Consider the following 14,940-nt stretch of genomic DNA (forward strand, 5'->3'; position numbering starts at 1 on the left):
GGTCCTCTCACGCAGCGACGATGTGCGCGATTATAGACTGAGAGCAATTGCCTTGCTTCAGGTTGGGGCTGGCGTGCGGGGGATGTGGTGGCAGGACGACGCGGTATCCACGTCGTCCCGGTCTTGAAGTCCGCTCAGATGAGCAGACTGTCCTGCTCAATCGAGCAGGTTGTTTTTCATTGCGTAATAAGTCAGATCGCTGTTCGACTGCAGGCCCATCTTTTCCATGATGCGCGTGCGGTAGGTCGAGACCGTCTTGATCGACAGCGACAAGGCATTGCCGATATCGGACACGGTCGCGCCCTTGGCCAGGCGCAGGAAGACCTGGAACTCGCGGTCCGACAGCTCCGTATGCAGGGCCGTGTTGGGGTCGCGGTCGAAGCTCTGGGCCAGCAGTTCGCCGACCTGGGAGCTGACGTAGCGGCGGCCCTGGTAGACGGTACGCACGGCGGTCTTGAGCTCGTCGGCGTCGCATTCCTTGTTCAGGTAGCCGTTGGCGCCCATCTTGAACAGGTTGAGCGCGTACTGCTGGGCCGGGTAACCCGACAGGATCAGCACCGGCAGGTTCGGCTGGCCCTGGCGGATGGTGCGCAGGATATCGATGCCGCTTTGATCCGGCATGGCGATATCCAACAGCAGCACGTCGCAAATCTCGCGACGTGCGATATCGAGGGCTTCACGCCCGGTAGCGCCTTCGGCGACGACTTCGAAATCGCCCGACGACGAAAAAATCTGTTTGAAACCTGCTCGAACTATCTGGTGATCGTCACAAATGGCAACGCGTATCATTGTCTTCCCTTAGATTTTTCCTGAGGCAGGAAAGAGCCGAGGCTGACACCTCACGCCCGGAACTCGCATGCGTTTAAGTCAGCAACATTCGCAAGTGACATTCTAGCACCTCCTAGGTGCAGAACAACAGGAGCACGAATACTTGAGCCCGATACGCGAATGATGACTGCGGAGGCGCCGGATCAGGCGGCCGGCGGTCCGTGCTTCAGGATGGCGAGAATGGCGTGCAGTTCCTCACGCAGCAACGCCGGCGCGATGGTCGGCTCCGGCGGCGCGATTGGCGCCGGGGGTACTGCCTCGACCTCTTCCGCCGCCCCGCTCCGGCCGTCGAGGCGGTTGCGGGCGCCGCTGATCGTGAAGCCCTGCTCGTACAGGAGCTCGCGGATCCGCCGGATCAGAAGCACTTCGTGGTGCTGGTAATAACGGCGGTTTCCACGACGTTTGACCGGCTTTAGCTGGGTAAATTCCTGCTCCCAGTAGCGCAGCACATGCGGCTTGACCCCGCACAATTCACTGACTTCCCCGATCGTGAAATAACGCTTCGCCGGAATCGGGGGCAGTACGGTCAGTTCCATCTTGTTGGGTCGGTCATTCATGGCTCGGTTGGCTCACTGCTCAGGCTGCGCGTGCCAGCGAACCATTGTCGGCGCTGGCCGGATTGGCCTCCTCGACCATGCTCTTGAGCTTCTGGCTGGCGTGGAAGGTCACGACGCGGCGCGCCGTAATGGGAATTTCTTCCCCGGTTTTCGGATTGCGGCCGGGCCGCTGCGGCTTGTCGCGCAACTGGAAGTTGCCGAAGCCGGACAGCTTGACTGCCTCGCCGCGTTCGAGCGCGTTGCGGATCTCGTCGAAGAAGGTCTCGACCATGTCCTTGGCTTCGCGCTTGTTCAGGCCCACCTGCTCGAACAGCAGCTCGGCGAGCTCCGCCTTGGTCAGGGTCGGCAACTCCTGTTCCGCTTCCTTCCGTACCTTGGCCACCTGCATCGCGCGATGCAGGTCAGCGGCCAGCGCTTCCTGGAGTACGTTGGAATCTAGATCGTTGTTGTTAATTTGAAGCCCCTACTTCATCTGTTTTGGAAGTCGGAACACCGAGAAGGCCGCCGGATTACAGCGGCCCTTCAGGTCCCTTCAAGCGCGCATTCTGGCGCCGTGTTGTTGTTGCGCTGCCTGTGCGAGCGCGGCCATGATGGCCTCGACCGCATCGTCCTGCAGCGTCGATTGAGTATCTTGCAAGCCAAAGCGGAAAGCAAGACTTTTTTCATCTTGTTCCAAACCCTTGCCGCGATATTCATCAAATAAAACAACGGCTTGCACGAGCTTCCCGTTCGGGCTCAAAGCCAGTTCGGCCTTGAAGGCGTCGAGCAGCGCCTGCGCCGGAACGTCCTGTTTCACCACCAGTGCGAGGTCGCGGGTGGCGCCCGGGAACTTCGAGATTTCGGCATACGAAGGCACCACGCGTTCGCACAGCGCGGCCGCATCGACCTCGAACAGCACCGGCGCCTGCGGCAGGTCGTACTTCTGCAGCCAGCGCGGATGCAGCTCGCCGATGAAGCCGATCACCTTGCCGTCGAGCTCGACAGCAGCCGAGCGGCCCGGATGCAGCGCCGGATGCTCGAGCTTGCTGAAACGGAGCGTACGCGGCGCGAACAGCGCTTCCAGGTCGCCCTTGACGTCGAAGTAGTCGACCGCGCGGGTCGCCTGGCCCCACTGCTCGTCCGCAGACGGGCCGTAGGCCATGGCGGCCACGCGCTTCGGCTGGTCGAAGCCGGCGATGGACAGCGGACCGTCCTGGGCGGCCGGATTGCGGTGGAACACGGCGCCCACTTCGAACACGCGCACGCGGCCGGCCTTGCGGTTGACGTTGTAGCGCACGTTGGCGATCAGGCTGCCGATCAGGTTCGAGCGCATCACGCTCATCTGGCTGGCGATCGGATTCTGCAGCCTGATCGGGTCGGTATTGCCGGCAAAGTCAGCTTCCCACTGGCTTTCCACGAAGCTCATGTTGACCACTTCCTGATAGCCGAGGTCGGCCAGCTGGTGCCGGACCGCGAACAGCGAGCGCGTGTTTTCCGGCTCGATCAGCATGGCGGACGGCGCCACCGGCGGCAAGGCCGGGATGTTCTCGAAGCCGTAGACGCGCGCGACTTCCTCGATCAGGTCTTCCTCGATCTCGATATCGAAACGGTAGGACGGCGCGGTGACCGTGAAGCGGCCAGTCTCGCGCTCGAACGGCAGGCCGAGGCGGGTGAAGATGTCGGCGACGGTGTCGTCGTCGATCGCCACGCCGATCACCTTTTGCGCGCGCTCGGTGCGCAGCGTGACAGGCTGGCGCTGCGGGATGTTCACGATCTGGTCGTCGACCGGACCGACCTTGGTCGACGGCGTGCCGCAGATCTCGACGATCAGCGCGGTGATGCGCTCGATGCGCTCGACGGTGCCGGCATAGTCGACGCCGCGCTCGTAGCGGTGCGACGCATCGGTCGAGAAATTGAAGCGGCGCGCGCGGCCCTGGATGGCGCTCGGCCACCAGAATGCGGCTTCCAGGTAGATGTCGGTGGTGTCCAGCGTGACGGCGGTCGAATCGCCGCCCATGATGCCGGCCAGCGACTCAAGCTGCTTCTCGTCGGCGATCACACCGACCCATTCGTCGACTTCGATCGTGTTGCCGTTCAGGAGCTTGAGCGTCTCGCCCTTGCGGCCCCAGCGCACGTCGATGCCGCCATGGATCCTGGCCAGGTCGAACACGTGCGAAGGCTGGCCGGATTCCAGCATCACGTAGTTGGAGATGTCGACCAGGGCCGACACCGAGCGCTGGCCGCTGCGTTCCAGGCGGCGCTTCATCCACTCGGGGGTGGCGGCGCGCGCGTTCAGGCCGCGGATCACGCGGCCGCTGAAACGGCCGCACAGGTCGGGCGCCGAGACTTTGACAGGCAGGACTTCGGCTGTGGTCACCGGCACGATGCGCGCGGCCGGCTGGCTCAGCTTTGATCCGGTCAGGGCCGCCACTTCGCGCGCCACGCCCAGCACCGACAGGCAGTCCGCCTTGTTCGGGGTCAGCTTGATGGTGAACTTCTGGTCGTTCAGGCCCAGGTAGTCGCGGATGTTCTGACCGACCGGCGCGTCTTCCGGCAGTTCCATCAGGCCGCTGCCCTCTTCCGAGATTTTCAGTTCCTTGGCCGAGCACATCATGCCCTGCGACTCGACGCCACGCAGCTTGCCGACCTTGATTTCGAAAGGCTTGCCGTCGGCGCCAGGCGGCAGCACGGCGCCGGCCCTTGCGCAGATCGCCTTCATGCCCGCGCGTACGTTGGGCGCGCCGCAGACGATGTTCAACAGCGTGCCTGTGCCGACGTCGACCTGGCAGACGTTCAGGCGGTCCGCGTTCGGGTGCTTGGCGACTTCCTTGATTTCGGCGACCACGACGTTCGAGAACGGCGGCGCGACCGCTTCCACCTCTTCGACTTCGAGGCCGGACATGGTGAGCAGGTGGGCCAGTTCGTCCGAATTCATCTTCGGATCGACCATGGAACGGAGCCAGTTTTCGGAGAATTGCATGTTTGTGCCTTTTATAGGTCTTAAGTGTGCGTTTCAAATGGCCTCAGAAACCGTAGCGAGCAGGGCTCAGTTTCGCGGGAGAAGCGCAGTCGTACGAAAGTACGGCGAGCATCGCAGCGCGAAAATGTGCCCGCGCAGTAGGTTTATGAGGCCATTTTTAGTTGAACTGCTTCAGGAAACGGAGGTCACCCTCATAAAAGAGGCGCAGGTCGTTGATCCCGTAACGCAGCATGGTCAGGCGCTCGAGGCCGGAGCCGAACGCGAAGCCGATGTATTTTTCAGGGTCGAGGCCGAAGTTGCGCACCACGATCGGGTGCACCTGGCCGGCGCCCGAGACTTCCAGCCAGCGGCCCTTCAGCGGACCGGAACCGAAGGCGATGTCGATCTCGGCCGACGGTTCGGTGAAGGGGAAGTAGGACGGACGGAAGCGCACCTGCAAGTCGTCGGTCTCGAAGAAGGCCTTCACGAAGTTCAGGTACACGCCCTTCAGGTCGGCGAAGCTGATGTTCTCGCCGATCCACAGGCCTTCGACCTGGTGGAACATCGGCGAGTGGGTGGCGTCGCTGTCGACGCGGTAGGTGCGGCCCGGCGCGATCACCTTGATCGGCGGCGTGTGGGTGCGGGCATACCGCACCTGCATCGGGCTGGTGTGGGTGCGCAGCAGCAGCGGCTTGCCGGTGCTGTCCTCACCCTCGATGTAGAAGGTGTCCTGCATCGAACGCGCCGGGTGGTTTTCCGGGCTGTTCAGTGCGGTGAAGTTGGTCCAGTCGGTCTCGATTTCCGGACCGTCGGCCACGTCGAAGCCGATCGAGCGGAAGATCTGTTCGACCCGTTCCCAGCTGCGCATGACCGGGTGGATGCCACCCGTCGAGCGGCCGCGGCCCGGCAGCGTGACGTCGATGCTTTCCGCATTCAGGCGCGCCATCAGCTGGGCGTTCGCAAGATCTTCGCGGCGGGCCGTCAGGGCCTGTTCGATTTTTTCTTTCGCGGCGTTGATCAGGGCGCCCTGCGCCTTGCGCTGGTCCGGGTCGAGCTTGCCGAGGCCCTTCATCAGTTCGGTCACCTGGCCGGTCTTGCCCAGGTATTTCGCTTTTGCGTTTTCCAGCGCGGCAGCGTCTTGTGCGGCTGCGAAATCTGCTTGAGCCGAGACGACGAGTTCTTCCAGCGACGAGTTCATGCTTGTTCTTTTCCTGTTTTGAATGGCGGGGAACGCCAGAATCAAAAACGGGGCATCGGTCCTTCAACCTTTGCCCCGTCCTTTTTGCGCCGGCGGCTTTCACCGCGGCGCTGTACAACTGTGTGCTGAGCTGAAATTAAGCAGCCAGCTTGGTCTTGACGGTGTTCACGATAGCGGCAAATGCCGGCTTGTCGTTCACAGCCATGTCGGCCAGGACTTTACGGTCCAGTTCAATCGCGGCTTTCTTCAGGCCGTTCATGAATGCGCTGTAGGTCATGCCGTGCGAACGCGAAGCCGCGTTGATACGGGTGATCCACAGTGCGCGGAAGACGCGCTTCTTGTTGCGGCGGTCGCGGTATGCGTACTGGCCAGCGCGCATGACTGCTTGCTTGGCAATACGGAATACTTTACTGCGGCGGCCACGGTAGCCTTTGGCAAGTTCAAGAACCTTCTTGTGACGGGCACGTGCAGTAACCCCACGTTTTACTCGAGGCATATTCGCTCCTTAGTGTGAGATTAGACGGCCGACGGCATCATGCGGTAAACGCTGGTCACGTCCGACGCATTGATGTTACGGGTGCCACGCAGCTGGCGCTTGTTCTTGGTGGTCTTCTTGGTCAGGATGTGACGCTTGAACGCCATACCCGATTTGACGGTACCACCCGGACGCACGCGAAAACGCTTCTTCGCGGAGCTTTTGGTTTTCATTTTTGGCATAGTCATCTGCCCTCTTAGAGGCAGCCTCATATGTAACAGGATTGCAGGTGGCAGCAACGCTGCTCTTGGATGCCTGCTTTCACTTGTTTCTGCAGCAGAAGCGAGTCCACTACAGTCTTGCATTCCCGCATTTTGAAATACGAGAACCGCAGATGTTACCACAGGTTTGCGGATTCGTGGGCATGGGATGCCCACCCTACGCGGATTCGTAGGGTGGGCACCACGCGCCCACGCTTCCGAACGCGGATCGCCGGCGGTCTATCCGCAAAAGAAATAGGCCAGGCCCGGGCCGCAGGCGCACCTGGGGCCCGGGTCCGGCCCGGCATGGCTCACAGCGAAGGAAGAATTATTTCTTCTTCTTCGGCGCGACCACCATGATCATCTGGCGGCCTTCCATCTTCGGAAACTGCTCGACCTGGCCATACGGCTCCAGGTCGGTGCGCAGGCGCTCGAGCATACGGGCGCCGATGTCCTGGTGGGCCATCTCGCGGCCGCGGAAGCGCAGCGTGATCTTGGTCTTGTCGCCTTCCTCGAGGAACTTCACCAGATTGCGCAGCTTGATGGTGTAGTCGCCCTCGTCCGTACCCGGACGGAACTTGACTTCCTTGACCTGGATGATCTTCTGCTTCAGCTTCGCTTCGTGCGCGCGCTTCTGTTCCGAGTACTTGAACTTGCCGTAGTCCATCAGGCGGCAGACCGGCGGAGTCGCATTCGGGGCGATTTCCACCAGATCGACGTTCGCTTCTTCAGCCAGACGAAACGCTTCGGCCAGGCTCACAATGCCCAGCGGCTCGTTTTCCACCCCGCTCAGACGCATTTCAGGATGGGTGATTTCGCCATTGATGCGATGTGACGACTTGTCAGTAGCTATGGTGTTTCCTTTTAAAGTTGATTTGATCGGGCCGTCTCAAGGCGCAAAAGTTTACTTCGCCTTGGTTGCTACCTCGCCTTGGAGGCGTTCCAGCAGCGCATCGACGGACATGACGCCCAGGTCGACATTGCCACGTGCGCGAACGGCCACAGTGTTGGCATCCCGCTCTTTATCACCGACAACTAAGATGTACGGCAGTTTTTGGACGGAGTGCTCCCGGATTTTATAGGTAATCTTCTCGTTCCGCAAATCAGCGTGAACACGCAGGCCTGCCGCTTTCAGGCGCGCCTCGACTTCTTTCACATAGGAAGCTTGCGCGTCGGAAATATTCAGAATTGCAACCTGGACCGGCGCAAGCCACAGCGGCAGCGCACCCGCATAGTTCTCGATCAGGATACCGATGAAACGCTCCATCGAGCCGACGATCGCGCGGTGCAGCATGACCGGCACCTTGCGGGTATTGTCTTCGGCCACGTATTCGGCGCCCAGGCGGCCCGGCATCGAGAAGTCGACCTGCATGGTGCCGACCTGCCACGGACGGCCGAGGCTGTCCTTCAGGTGGTACTCGATCTTCGGGCCGTAGAAGGCGCCCTCGCCCGGCAGCTCGGTCCACTCCACGCCGCAGCCGCGCAGGGCCGAACGCAGGGCTTCCTCGGCCTGGTCCCAGACTTCGTCGGTGCCGATGCGGTTTTCCGGACGCAGCGCGATCTTGACGTCGATGTTCGCGAAGCCGAAGTCCTCGTACACCTTCATCGCCTGCGCATGGAAGGCGATCACTTCCGGCGCGATCTGCTCTTCGGTGCAGAACACGTGGCCGTCGTCCTGGGTAAAGCCGCGGACGCGCATCAGGCCGTGCAGCGCGCCCGAGGACTCGTTGCGGTGGCACTGGCCGAACTCGCCGTAGCGCAGCGGCAGGTCGCGGTAGGAACGCAGGCCGGCGTTATAGATCTGCACGTGGCCCGGGCAGTTCATCGGCTTCAGCGCGTAGGAACGGTTCTCCGACTCGGTGGTGAACATGTTGTCGCGGTAGTTGTCCCAGTGACCGGTCTTCTGCCACAGGGTCACGTCCAGGATCTGCGGCGCCTTGACTTCGTTGTAGCCGGTGGTCTGGTAGGTCTTGCGCATGTACTGCTCGACCTGCTGCCACACGGTCCAGCCTTTCGGGTGCCAGAAGATCAGGCCCGGCGCTTCTTCCTGGAAGTGGAACAGGTCGAGCGCCTTGCCGAGCTTGCGGTGGTCGCGCTTTTCCGCTTCTTCCAGCATGTGCAGGTACTGCTCTTGGTCTTCCTTCCTGGCCCAGGCGGTGCCATACACGCGCTGCAGCATCTCGTTCTTCGAGTCGCCGCGCCAGTAGGCGCCTGCCAGCTTCATCAGCTTGAAGACCTTCAGCTTGCCGGTCGAGGGCACGTGCGGGCCGCGGCACAGGTCGGTGAACTTGCCTTCCGAGTACAGCGAGACGTCCTCGTTCGCCGGGATCGAGGCGATGATCTCGGCCTTGTAGTCTTCGCCGATCGATTTGAAATAGGCGACGGCCTCGTCGCGCGGCAGCACCTTGCGGCTGACCGGCTCGTCCTTCTTGGCCAGTTCCGCCATTTTCTTTTCGATCGCAGCCAGGTCGTCCGGGGTGAACGGGCGCTTGTAAGAGAAGTCGTAGTAGAAGCCGTTCTCGATGACCGGGCCGATGGTGACCTGGGCTTCCGGGAACAGTTCCTTGACGGCATACGCTAACAGGTGCGCGGTCGAGTGGCGGATCACGTCCAGGCCTTCCGGGTCCTTGTCGGTGACGATGGCGAGATCGGCATCGTTCTCGATCAGGAAGGAGGTGTCGACCACCTTGCCGTCGACCTTGCCGGCCAGCGCGGCCTTGGCCAGGCTCGGGGCGATACTCGAGGCCACCTGGGCCACGGTGACCGGGCCTTCGAATTGACGGCTGGAGCCGTCCGGAAGTCGCACATTCAGCATCTTGATCTCCAATCGGCGCCGGTTGCGCCCGTTAAGATTAGTAAAATTGAAACGTAAAGTATTGGGACGAAAAAAAACGCGCACCAGGCGCGTTTTTAAGTAGTGTCGTCGAGCTTTTTACAGACAAAAGCACACCATACCGCGTCTAGCGATTCCCCCACAACATCGTTGTAGTTCGCGGTGTCATAACCGTCGGTGCCTTTCTCGCTCTTATATCTGAAGTATTCTGGTGGGCGGTGCAGAATTCGAATCTGCGACCCCTTGGATGTCGACCAAGTATTCTAACCAGCTGAACTAACCGCCCGTATGCCGCCATTATAGGGGCTATGCTGCAGATGCGCAAGGAGGCACGTTTTGGTGGGCACGGCGTGCCCACCCTACTATACTGCCGGCTCTTCATCATTCAACTATGCCCATGTCCGATCACGCCTCCTCCGCCCACCTGCACGCCCACCTCGACGGCGATGCCCGCCACGGCCACGTCATCGAGGGCCGCAGCCAGGCCGCGATGGGATTCGCGCTGGGGCTGACCCTGCTGTTCGCGCTGATCGAGGTGGTGACCGGCTTCATGTCGAATTCGCTGGCCCTGATCTCGGACGCCGGCCACATGGTGACCGACGCCGCCGCCCTCGGCCTGGCGCTGATGGCCCAGCTGATCGCGCGCCGCCCGCCTTCGAGCCGCCACTCCTTCGGCTTCGTGCGCGCCGAGGCGCTGGCCGCTTTCGTCAACAGCCTGGCGATGCTGCTGCTGGTGTGCTGGATCGTCTACGAGGCGGCGCAGCGCCTGCTCAAGCCCGAGTCCGTGCAAGGCGGCACCGTGTTCGTGGTCGCCGCCATCGGGGCCTGCATCAATATCCTGGTGGCCTGGGTGCTGACGCGCGGCGAGCAGAGCATCAACACGCGCGCCGCCCTGGTCAACGTGCTGGGCGACCTGCTCGGCTCGGTAGCCGCGATCGCCGCCGGCGCCATCATCCACTTCACGGGCTGGGTGCGGATCGATCCCATCCTGTCGATCTTCGTGTCGATGCTGATCCTGAAATCGACCATCGGCGTGCTGCGCGAGTCCTACCACTTCCTGATGGAGGGCGTGCCGGACCAGATCGATTACCTGGGCGTCGGCGCCGACCTGGCCGCCGTGCCGGGCGTGCTGTCGGTGCACGACCTGCATGTGTGGGACATGTCGCCGGGCGAGCCTGCGCTGATCGGGCACCTGGAAATCGCCGACCTGACTGCCTGGCCGGAGGTGCTGCGGGCCGTGAAGCAGATGCTGCTCGACAAGCACTCGATCGATCACGTGACCCTGCAGCCGGAAGTCCATGGCGATCACTGACAGGCTGTACTGAGCAGCGTGTCAGCGGCTTCCGACCCAGTGTCGAGGCGCGCGCCGATAGGACGTAGTGGATGGGCATGCCGATAATCGGCACATGCCTAATCAAGAACAAGTCTACGACACTCTGATCGTCGGCGGCGGCCCCGGCGGGCTGACCGCCGCCATCTACCTGCGCCGCTTCACCCGCAGCGTCGCCCTGGTCGACAAGGGCAACAGCCGCCTGCGCCTGATCCCCGTCTCGCACAACTACCCCGGCTTTCCGGAGGGCGTGCCCGGCAACGTCCTGCTCGGCAACCTGACGGTCCAGCTGGAGCGCTATGGCGGCGCCGTGATGCCGGGCGAGATCCTCGACCTGCGCATCGAGGACGGCCTGTTCGTCGCCGACTACGCCGCCGAAGACGCGCCGGAGGGAGAGTGCACGCAGCTGCGCGCCCACACCGTGATCCTGGCCACCGGCGTGGCCGACGCCGGCCTGCCGATCGAGAACTGGCGCGAAGCGATCGCCTTCGGCGCGCTCCGCCTCTGCCCCGTCTGCGACGGCTTCGACGTGATGGACAAGCGCATCGCCGTCGCCACCGCGGAAACGAATCCGGTCGGCCACGCCCTCTTCATGCGCACCTTCAGCGAAGACGTCACCCTGTTCGAACGCGGCTCGCCGTCGATGCTCGACGACGACGACCGCCGCCGCCTCGACGCCGCCGGCGTGCGCCTGGTCGAATCGCCGCTGCTGTCGGTGACCCTGGATACATCGATGAAGCCGGTGATGCACACCGAGGATGGCGAGGAATACTCGGCCGACGTGTTCTACCCGATGCTCGGCGAGAAGGCGCGCTCGAACCTGGCCGCGAAGCTGGGCGCGCGGACCGCGCAGTGCGACGAGCTGGTGGTCGACGCCCACTACGCCACCTCGGTGCCCGGCCTGTACGCGATCGGCGACGTGGTCGTCGGCCTGAACCAGATCGCGGTGGCGACGGGCGGCGCGGCGCGGGCGGCGGTGCGCATCCACAACCAGTTGCCGCCGGCGCTGCGCCAGGCGCCGCCACGGCCGGCGCAGGCCGGCTGGACCGCCACCTGAGAAAGGCATCCCCATGTTCCTGTTCTTCTCCAACAAGCTGGGCTGCCTCGGATCGATCCTGGTGTCGATCCTGGTGACCGTGGTGCTGCTGTTCGCGTTCGGCGTGCTCTAGTGCGAAATCATGCAGCTCGGCTACTATAATGACTTGCCATTCCGGCATGATCACTTGGACGAGCCCATGAAGAATTTCCTGCTGTTCGCCTGCGCCGCCCTGCCCGCCGGCGCCGCCTCCGCCGACGACGCCGCCCTCCTCAAATGCCGCGCCCTGCCAGACACCGCCAGCCGGCTCGCCTGCTATGACGCGATTCCGGTAGCCGCCGCGCCCGCTTCGGCGCCTGTGGTGGCTCCTGCTCCCGCTGCGCCGGCCATGGCAGCCGCGCCCGCCGCGGCGCCCGAGCAACGCTTCGGCCTGCGCCCGGTCGTCAACAAGCAGAAAGACGTGGAGCCGGCCTCGATCCGCAGCAGCGTGGTCGGCCGCTTCGACGGCTGGGTGCCGGGCACGATCTTCACACTGGCCAACGGTCAGGCCTGGAAGGTGACCGACGACACCGACGCCGTGCTGCCCATCATGCAGAACCCGGCCGTGGAAATCACGCGCGGCCTGCTCGGCTCCTATTTCCTGCAGGTCGAGGGTCACGCCAACAGCGCGCGGGTGGCGAGGGTCAAGTAAGCGTACTTTGGAGCTCATTTCGTAACACATCGAAGTCGCCTTGGTCTACCAGGAAATGCTGGGTATGGACGAGGCCGTCCGCTACCTGGCCCAGGAGGGTGTGCCGAAAGAAACGATTGCACGCGTACTGCTGAGCAGCAACAAGCGCGCACCGCCCATGGCCACCGCGCCGGGCCGATCGATCCAGGCGCCCTTCGCCGGCTGCCGGCGCAAGAACCATATACACGACGCCATCGTCGAGGCCGCCCTGAAGATCGAAAAGAAGCTCGGCAGGGATCTGGCGCTGGCCCTGCTCAAGGACGAGCAGGTGCCGGACGAGGTGGCCGCCAGGGTCATCGCCCCGGAACCGCGCCGGATTCGCATCAAACGGCCTGCCGCCTGAGCAAGCCGGCCAGCGCCTAACTCTCCGACGCCAGCGCGATCCGGCGCCGGATCTGCTGCACCGCCGCGGCATCGCCGGCCGCCTGCGCGCGCTGCTCCTGCACGCCCAGCCAGGCCAGCAGCGGCCTTCGCCAGCCCTGGTTCGAGGCCGTGTCGACGGCGTTCGCGATGTCGGCCGGCGTAATTTTCCCCGCTTTCATCAGGGCCCCTGCCGCCACTAGCCGCGCCAGCGGGTCCTGCACGCCGGCCAGGCTGCCGCTAGTCACCACCGCGCGGTGCTGCTCGGGCAGCAGGCCCGCATTCAATCCCTGCCACTGGCCCGCCAGATAAGCCGCGTAAGCCTGTTGCGCCGGGGTGGCGTCCGGCGCCAGCGCCGTGTAGCCGGGGCAGTCGTAAACCAGGGCGGCGGCGCGCGCGGCGCAGCGCACCAGCTCCACTTGCGCCACATTGTCGAAGCGCCCGGTGCTGGCGGTCTCGCGGCGGGCGCGCGCGAATTCGGCGTCGGCGGCCGCGGTGTCGCCGTGCAGCCAGGCGTCCGTGAAGCCGTCGAGGGCGCTCTTCGCGTTCGGCTGCCAGTCGGGCGGCTGGGGCTTGCTGGCGCAGCCTGCCAGGGCCAGCGCCAGAAGCATCGTCAGGGCGGTCTTCTTCATGGCAGCTTGATCTCCTCGTCGCGCTTGAACGGCCATTTGCGGTTGATCTCGTCGACCAGCCGGTTCACCTTGCGCAGGCTGGCGTCGACCTCGCCGCGCAGCCGGCCCAGGTCCTGGGTCGCGACCTTGGCGTTGGCGCCGACCGCCTGGGCTTCGACCAGCACCGCGTCGACCTTTTGCAAAGTCACGCGGGCGTCGGCCAGCACGCCGTTCAGCTGGCGGACCGCGGCCTGGGTGTCGTCCATCACGCCGTTCTTGCCGAACACGCGCTGGTCGGTCTTGGCGAGCAGCGTGTCGACGCGCTGCAGGGTCTGCAGCAGCTTCTTCGCTTCCTCGTCGCCGCCGAGGGCCGTGCCCAGCACCCCGTATTTGCCGGTCAGACGGCCGCTCAGGGTCTCGACGTTGCCGAGGGTGTTGGCGATCGCCGAGCCCTCCTGCGTCATGTTCTGCAGGTTTTCCAGCAGCGTGCGCGCGGTGGCGAGCAGGCGCGGGATCTCGGCGGCGGCGTCGCCGCGCAGCACCGGCCTTTGGGCCTTGTCCGGCAGCGGCGGGTCGGTCAGGATGCCGCTGTAGGCGCGCAAATGGGTCTGGCCGACCACGCTGCTCTCGAGCGTGAAGACGCTGGTGGTGCGCAGCCACTTGGCGTCCGCGGTCGGGATATCGACCAGGATGTTGACCTTGGCGTCCTTGCCCAGGTCGACCTGGCGCACGCGCCCGATCGGGAAGCCGGCGAAGGTCATGTCCATGCCGGGGATGACGCCTTCGGAATTGTCGGTCACCAGCACCAGTTGCTGGGTGGGTTCGAACACGCCGCGCGCATACATCACGTACAGGAAGAAGCCGGCGATCAGCGCGCCGATCACGATCAGCAGGATCACCGCCTTCGCTTCGACGTGCTTCGGCTCGTTGGGTAAGTTGTCCGGGACGGTATCCGCCATGCGCAGTCCTTCTTTAGATATATTTGACGGCCAGCGAACTGGCCTCGATCAGCAGCAGCACGAACAGCAGGCGCAGCGCGCCCGGCTGCACGTTCGAGCGGTGGCGGCGCCGGTGGCGCAGCATGTCCAGGATCGCGGCGCTCGGGATCACGGCCACGGCCAGCCCGAACAGCACGGTCTTGAAGACGAAGCCCAGGGTCACGGTCGGATCGAACACGCGGCCCACGGTGCGGGTGTAGTCGCTCAGGCCCCAGGGCGACAGTCCGTACACATTCAGGTAGGCCAGCACCAGCACGATCACGGTGCTGACCATGGCCAGGCTCAGCACCGAGAAGGCGTTCGCGATCACCTGCGGCACCAGGTCGCGGCGCACGCGGCGCAGCGTGGCCTCGGCAGCATCGCCGGGCGCCACCCCCTTCGCCGCGAGGCCCATCGCATTCGCGTCGAAGGCCATGCTGGCGCGCAGGGCCGCGAACATCGCCGCCGACAGCGGGATCAGCTCCAGCACCAGCACCCGCACCATCATCTCCAGCGCATAGCGCGACAGGCCGTAGCTCTGCGCCGTCACCAGCACGATGCGGATGATGACGAGGCTGACCAGCGCCGTCAGCAGCGTGAACCAGGGCAGCACCGCCCAGGTGCCGGCATGGATGTAGCGGGAGGTCGCCAGCCGGTTGCCGCGGTGCCAGGTGGACGGCGACATCGCCATCACCAGCGCCACGGCGCCCAGGTGCAGCATGGCCCACCAGCTGTGCAGATAGCGGACGATGCGGACGCCCCAGTCGCGCGGTTTCAGGTAGATGAGCGAGGTGATCATGCCCCCGT

Annotated in this window: 16 protein-coding genes and 1 tRNA gene; 4 read left to right on the forward strand and 13 right to left on the reverse strand. The window is 64.0% G+C overall.

Going from position 1 to position 14,940, the window contains the following annotated elements:
- Positions 1–156 precede the first annotated feature (156 nt).
- From LQV39_RS05125 to LQV39_RS05170, 10 genes are all read right to left on the reverse strand, one after another.
- Positions 157–789 carry a response regulator transcription factor gene (locus LQV39_RS05125; protein ID WP_141837548.1) on the reverse strand — a complete coding sequence of 211 codons (633 nt, stop codon included), beginning with the start codon at positions 787–789 and terminating at the stop codon, positions 157–159.
- Between the two features lie 182 nt (positions 790–971).
- The gene (locus LQV39_RS05130; RefSeq protein ID WP_230020852.1) at positions 972–1,385 is read right to left on the reverse strand and encodes a MerR family transcriptional regulator; all 414 of its coding nucleotides are present in this window, start codon (positions 1,383–1,385) and stop codon (positions 972–974) included.
- A gap of 19 nt (positions 1,386–1,404) precedes the next feature.
- Positions 1,405–1,773 (reverse strand): integration host factor subunit alpha, encoded by a 369-nt coding sequence (locus LQV39_RS05135; RefSeq protein WP_230020858.1) that lies wholly within the window; start codon positions 1,771–1,773, stop codon positions 1,405–1,407.
- A 144-nt stretch (positions 1,774–1,917) separates the two neighbouring features.
- Complete coding sequence (pheT, locus tag LQV39_RS05140) at positions 1,918–4,344, reverse strand: phenylalanine--tRNA ligase subunit beta (protein ID WP_230020861.1); 2,427 nt, start codon at positions 4,342–4,344, stop codon at positions 1,918–1,920.
- 157 nt (positions 4,345–4,501) lie between these two features.
- On the reverse strand, positions 4,502–5,521 hold the full coding sequence (gene pheS / locus LQV39_RS05145; RefSeq protein ID WP_230020867.1) for a phenylalanine--tRNA ligase subunit alpha: 1,020 nt from the start codon (positions 5,519–5,521) through the stop codon (positions 4,502–4,504).
- A 136-nt stretch (positions 5,522–5,657) separates the two neighbouring features.
- Positions 5,658–6,017 (reverse strand): 50S ribosomal protein L20, encoded by a 360-nt coding sequence (rplT, locus tag LQV39_RS05150; protein ID WP_047826396.1) that lies wholly within the window; start codon positions 6,015–6,017, stop codon positions 5,658–5,660.
- Positions 6,018–6,037: 20 nt separating this feature from the next.
- Positions 6,038–6,238 carry a 50S ribosomal protein L35 gene (rpmI, locus tag LQV39_RS05155; protein WP_005667419.1) on the reverse strand — a complete coding sequence of 67 codons (201 nt, stop codon included), beginning with the start codon at positions 6,236–6,238 and terminating at the stop codon, positions 6,038–6,040.
- 346 nt (positions 6,239–6,584) lie between these two features.
- Entirely contained in the window at positions 6,585–7,136 is a 552-nt protein-coding gene (gene infC / locus LQV39_RS05160) for a translation initiation factor IF-3 (RefSeq protein WP_290368557.1), read from the reverse strand.
- Positions 7,137–7,160: 24 nt separating this feature from the next.
- On the reverse strand, positions 7,161–9,071 hold the full coding sequence (gene thrS, locus LQV39_RS05165; protein ID WP_230020871.1) for a threonine--tRNA ligase: 1,911 nt from the start codon (positions 9,069–9,071) through the stop codon (positions 7,161–7,163).
- A 227-nt stretch (positions 9,072–9,298) separates the two neighbouring features.
- Positions 9,299–9,375 (reverse strand) — tRNA-Val (locus LQV39_RS05170).
- A 111-nt stretch (positions 9,376–9,486) separates the two neighbouring features.
- Between LQV39_RS05170 and LQV39_RS05175 the strand changes: the two genes are divergently transcribed.
- The 4 genes from LQV39_RS05175 to LQV39_RS05190 all read left to right on the forward strand — a co-directional run bounded on the left by LQV39_RS05175 (position 9,487) and on the right by LQV39_RS05190 (position 12,528).
- Positions 9,487–10,401 (forward strand): cation diffusion facilitator family transporter, encoded by a 915-nt coding sequence (locus LQV39_RS05175; protein ID WP_374199404.1) that lies wholly within the window; start codon positions 9,487–9,489, stop codon positions 10,399–10,401.
- A 94-nt stretch (positions 10,402–10,495) separates the two neighbouring features.
- Complete coding sequence (locus LQV39_RS05180) at positions 10,496–11,476, forward strand: NAD(P)/FAD-dependent oxidoreductase (protein WP_230020875.1); 981 nt, start codon at positions 10,496–10,498, stop codon at positions 11,474–11,476.
- Positions 11,477–11,654: 178 nt separating this feature from the next.
- Positions 11,655–12,146: a hypothetical protein gene (locus LQV39_RS05185; protein WP_230020877.1), complete on the forward strand. Its 492-nt coding sequence runs from the start codon at positions 11,655–11,657 to the stop codon at positions 12,144–12,146.
- Between the two features lie 64 nt (positions 12,147–12,210).
- Positions 12,211–12,528 carry a hypothetical protein gene (locus tag LQV39_RS05190; RefSeq protein WP_230020879.1) on the forward strand — a complete coding sequence of 106 codons (318 nt, stop codon included), beginning with the start codon at positions 12,211–12,213 and terminating at the stop codon, positions 12,526–12,528.
- A gap of 16 nt (positions 12,529–12,544) precedes the next feature.
- Here the strand turns inward: LQV39_RS05190 and LQV39_RS05195 are convergent, their stop codons facing one another.
- From LQV39_RS05195 to LQV39_RS05205, 3 genes are read right to left on the reverse strand one after another with little or no spacing between them, the layout of a single operon-like run.
- Positions 12,545–13,177 (reverse strand): hypothetical protein, encoded by a 633-nt coding sequence (locus tag LQV39_RS05195; RefSeq protein WP_230020881.1) that lies wholly within the window; start codon positions 13,175–13,177, stop codon positions 12,545–12,547.
- On the reverse strand, positions 13,174–14,115 hold the full coding sequence (locus LQV39_RS05200) for an MlaD family protein (RefSeq protein ID WP_230020888.1): 942 nt from the start codon (positions 14,113–14,115) through the stop codon (positions 13,174–13,176). Before LQV39_RS05200 ends, LQV39_RS05195 begins: the two co-directional genes overlap by 4 nt.
- Positions 14,116–14,128: 13 nt before the next feature.
- Positions 14,129–14,932 carry an ABC transporter permease gene (locus LQV39_RS05205; RefSeq protein WP_230020893.1) on the reverse strand — a complete coding sequence of 268 codons (804 nt, stop codon included), beginning with the start codon at positions 14,930–14,932 and terminating at the stop codon, positions 14,129–14,131.
- Positions 14,933–14,940 lie beyond the last annotated feature (8 nt).

It is taken from the genome of Massilia sp. Bi118, assembly GCF_918697865.1.
Classification (GTDB): domain Bacteria; phylum Pseudomonadota; class Gammaproteobacteria; order Burkholderiales; family Burkholderiaceae_D; genus Telluria.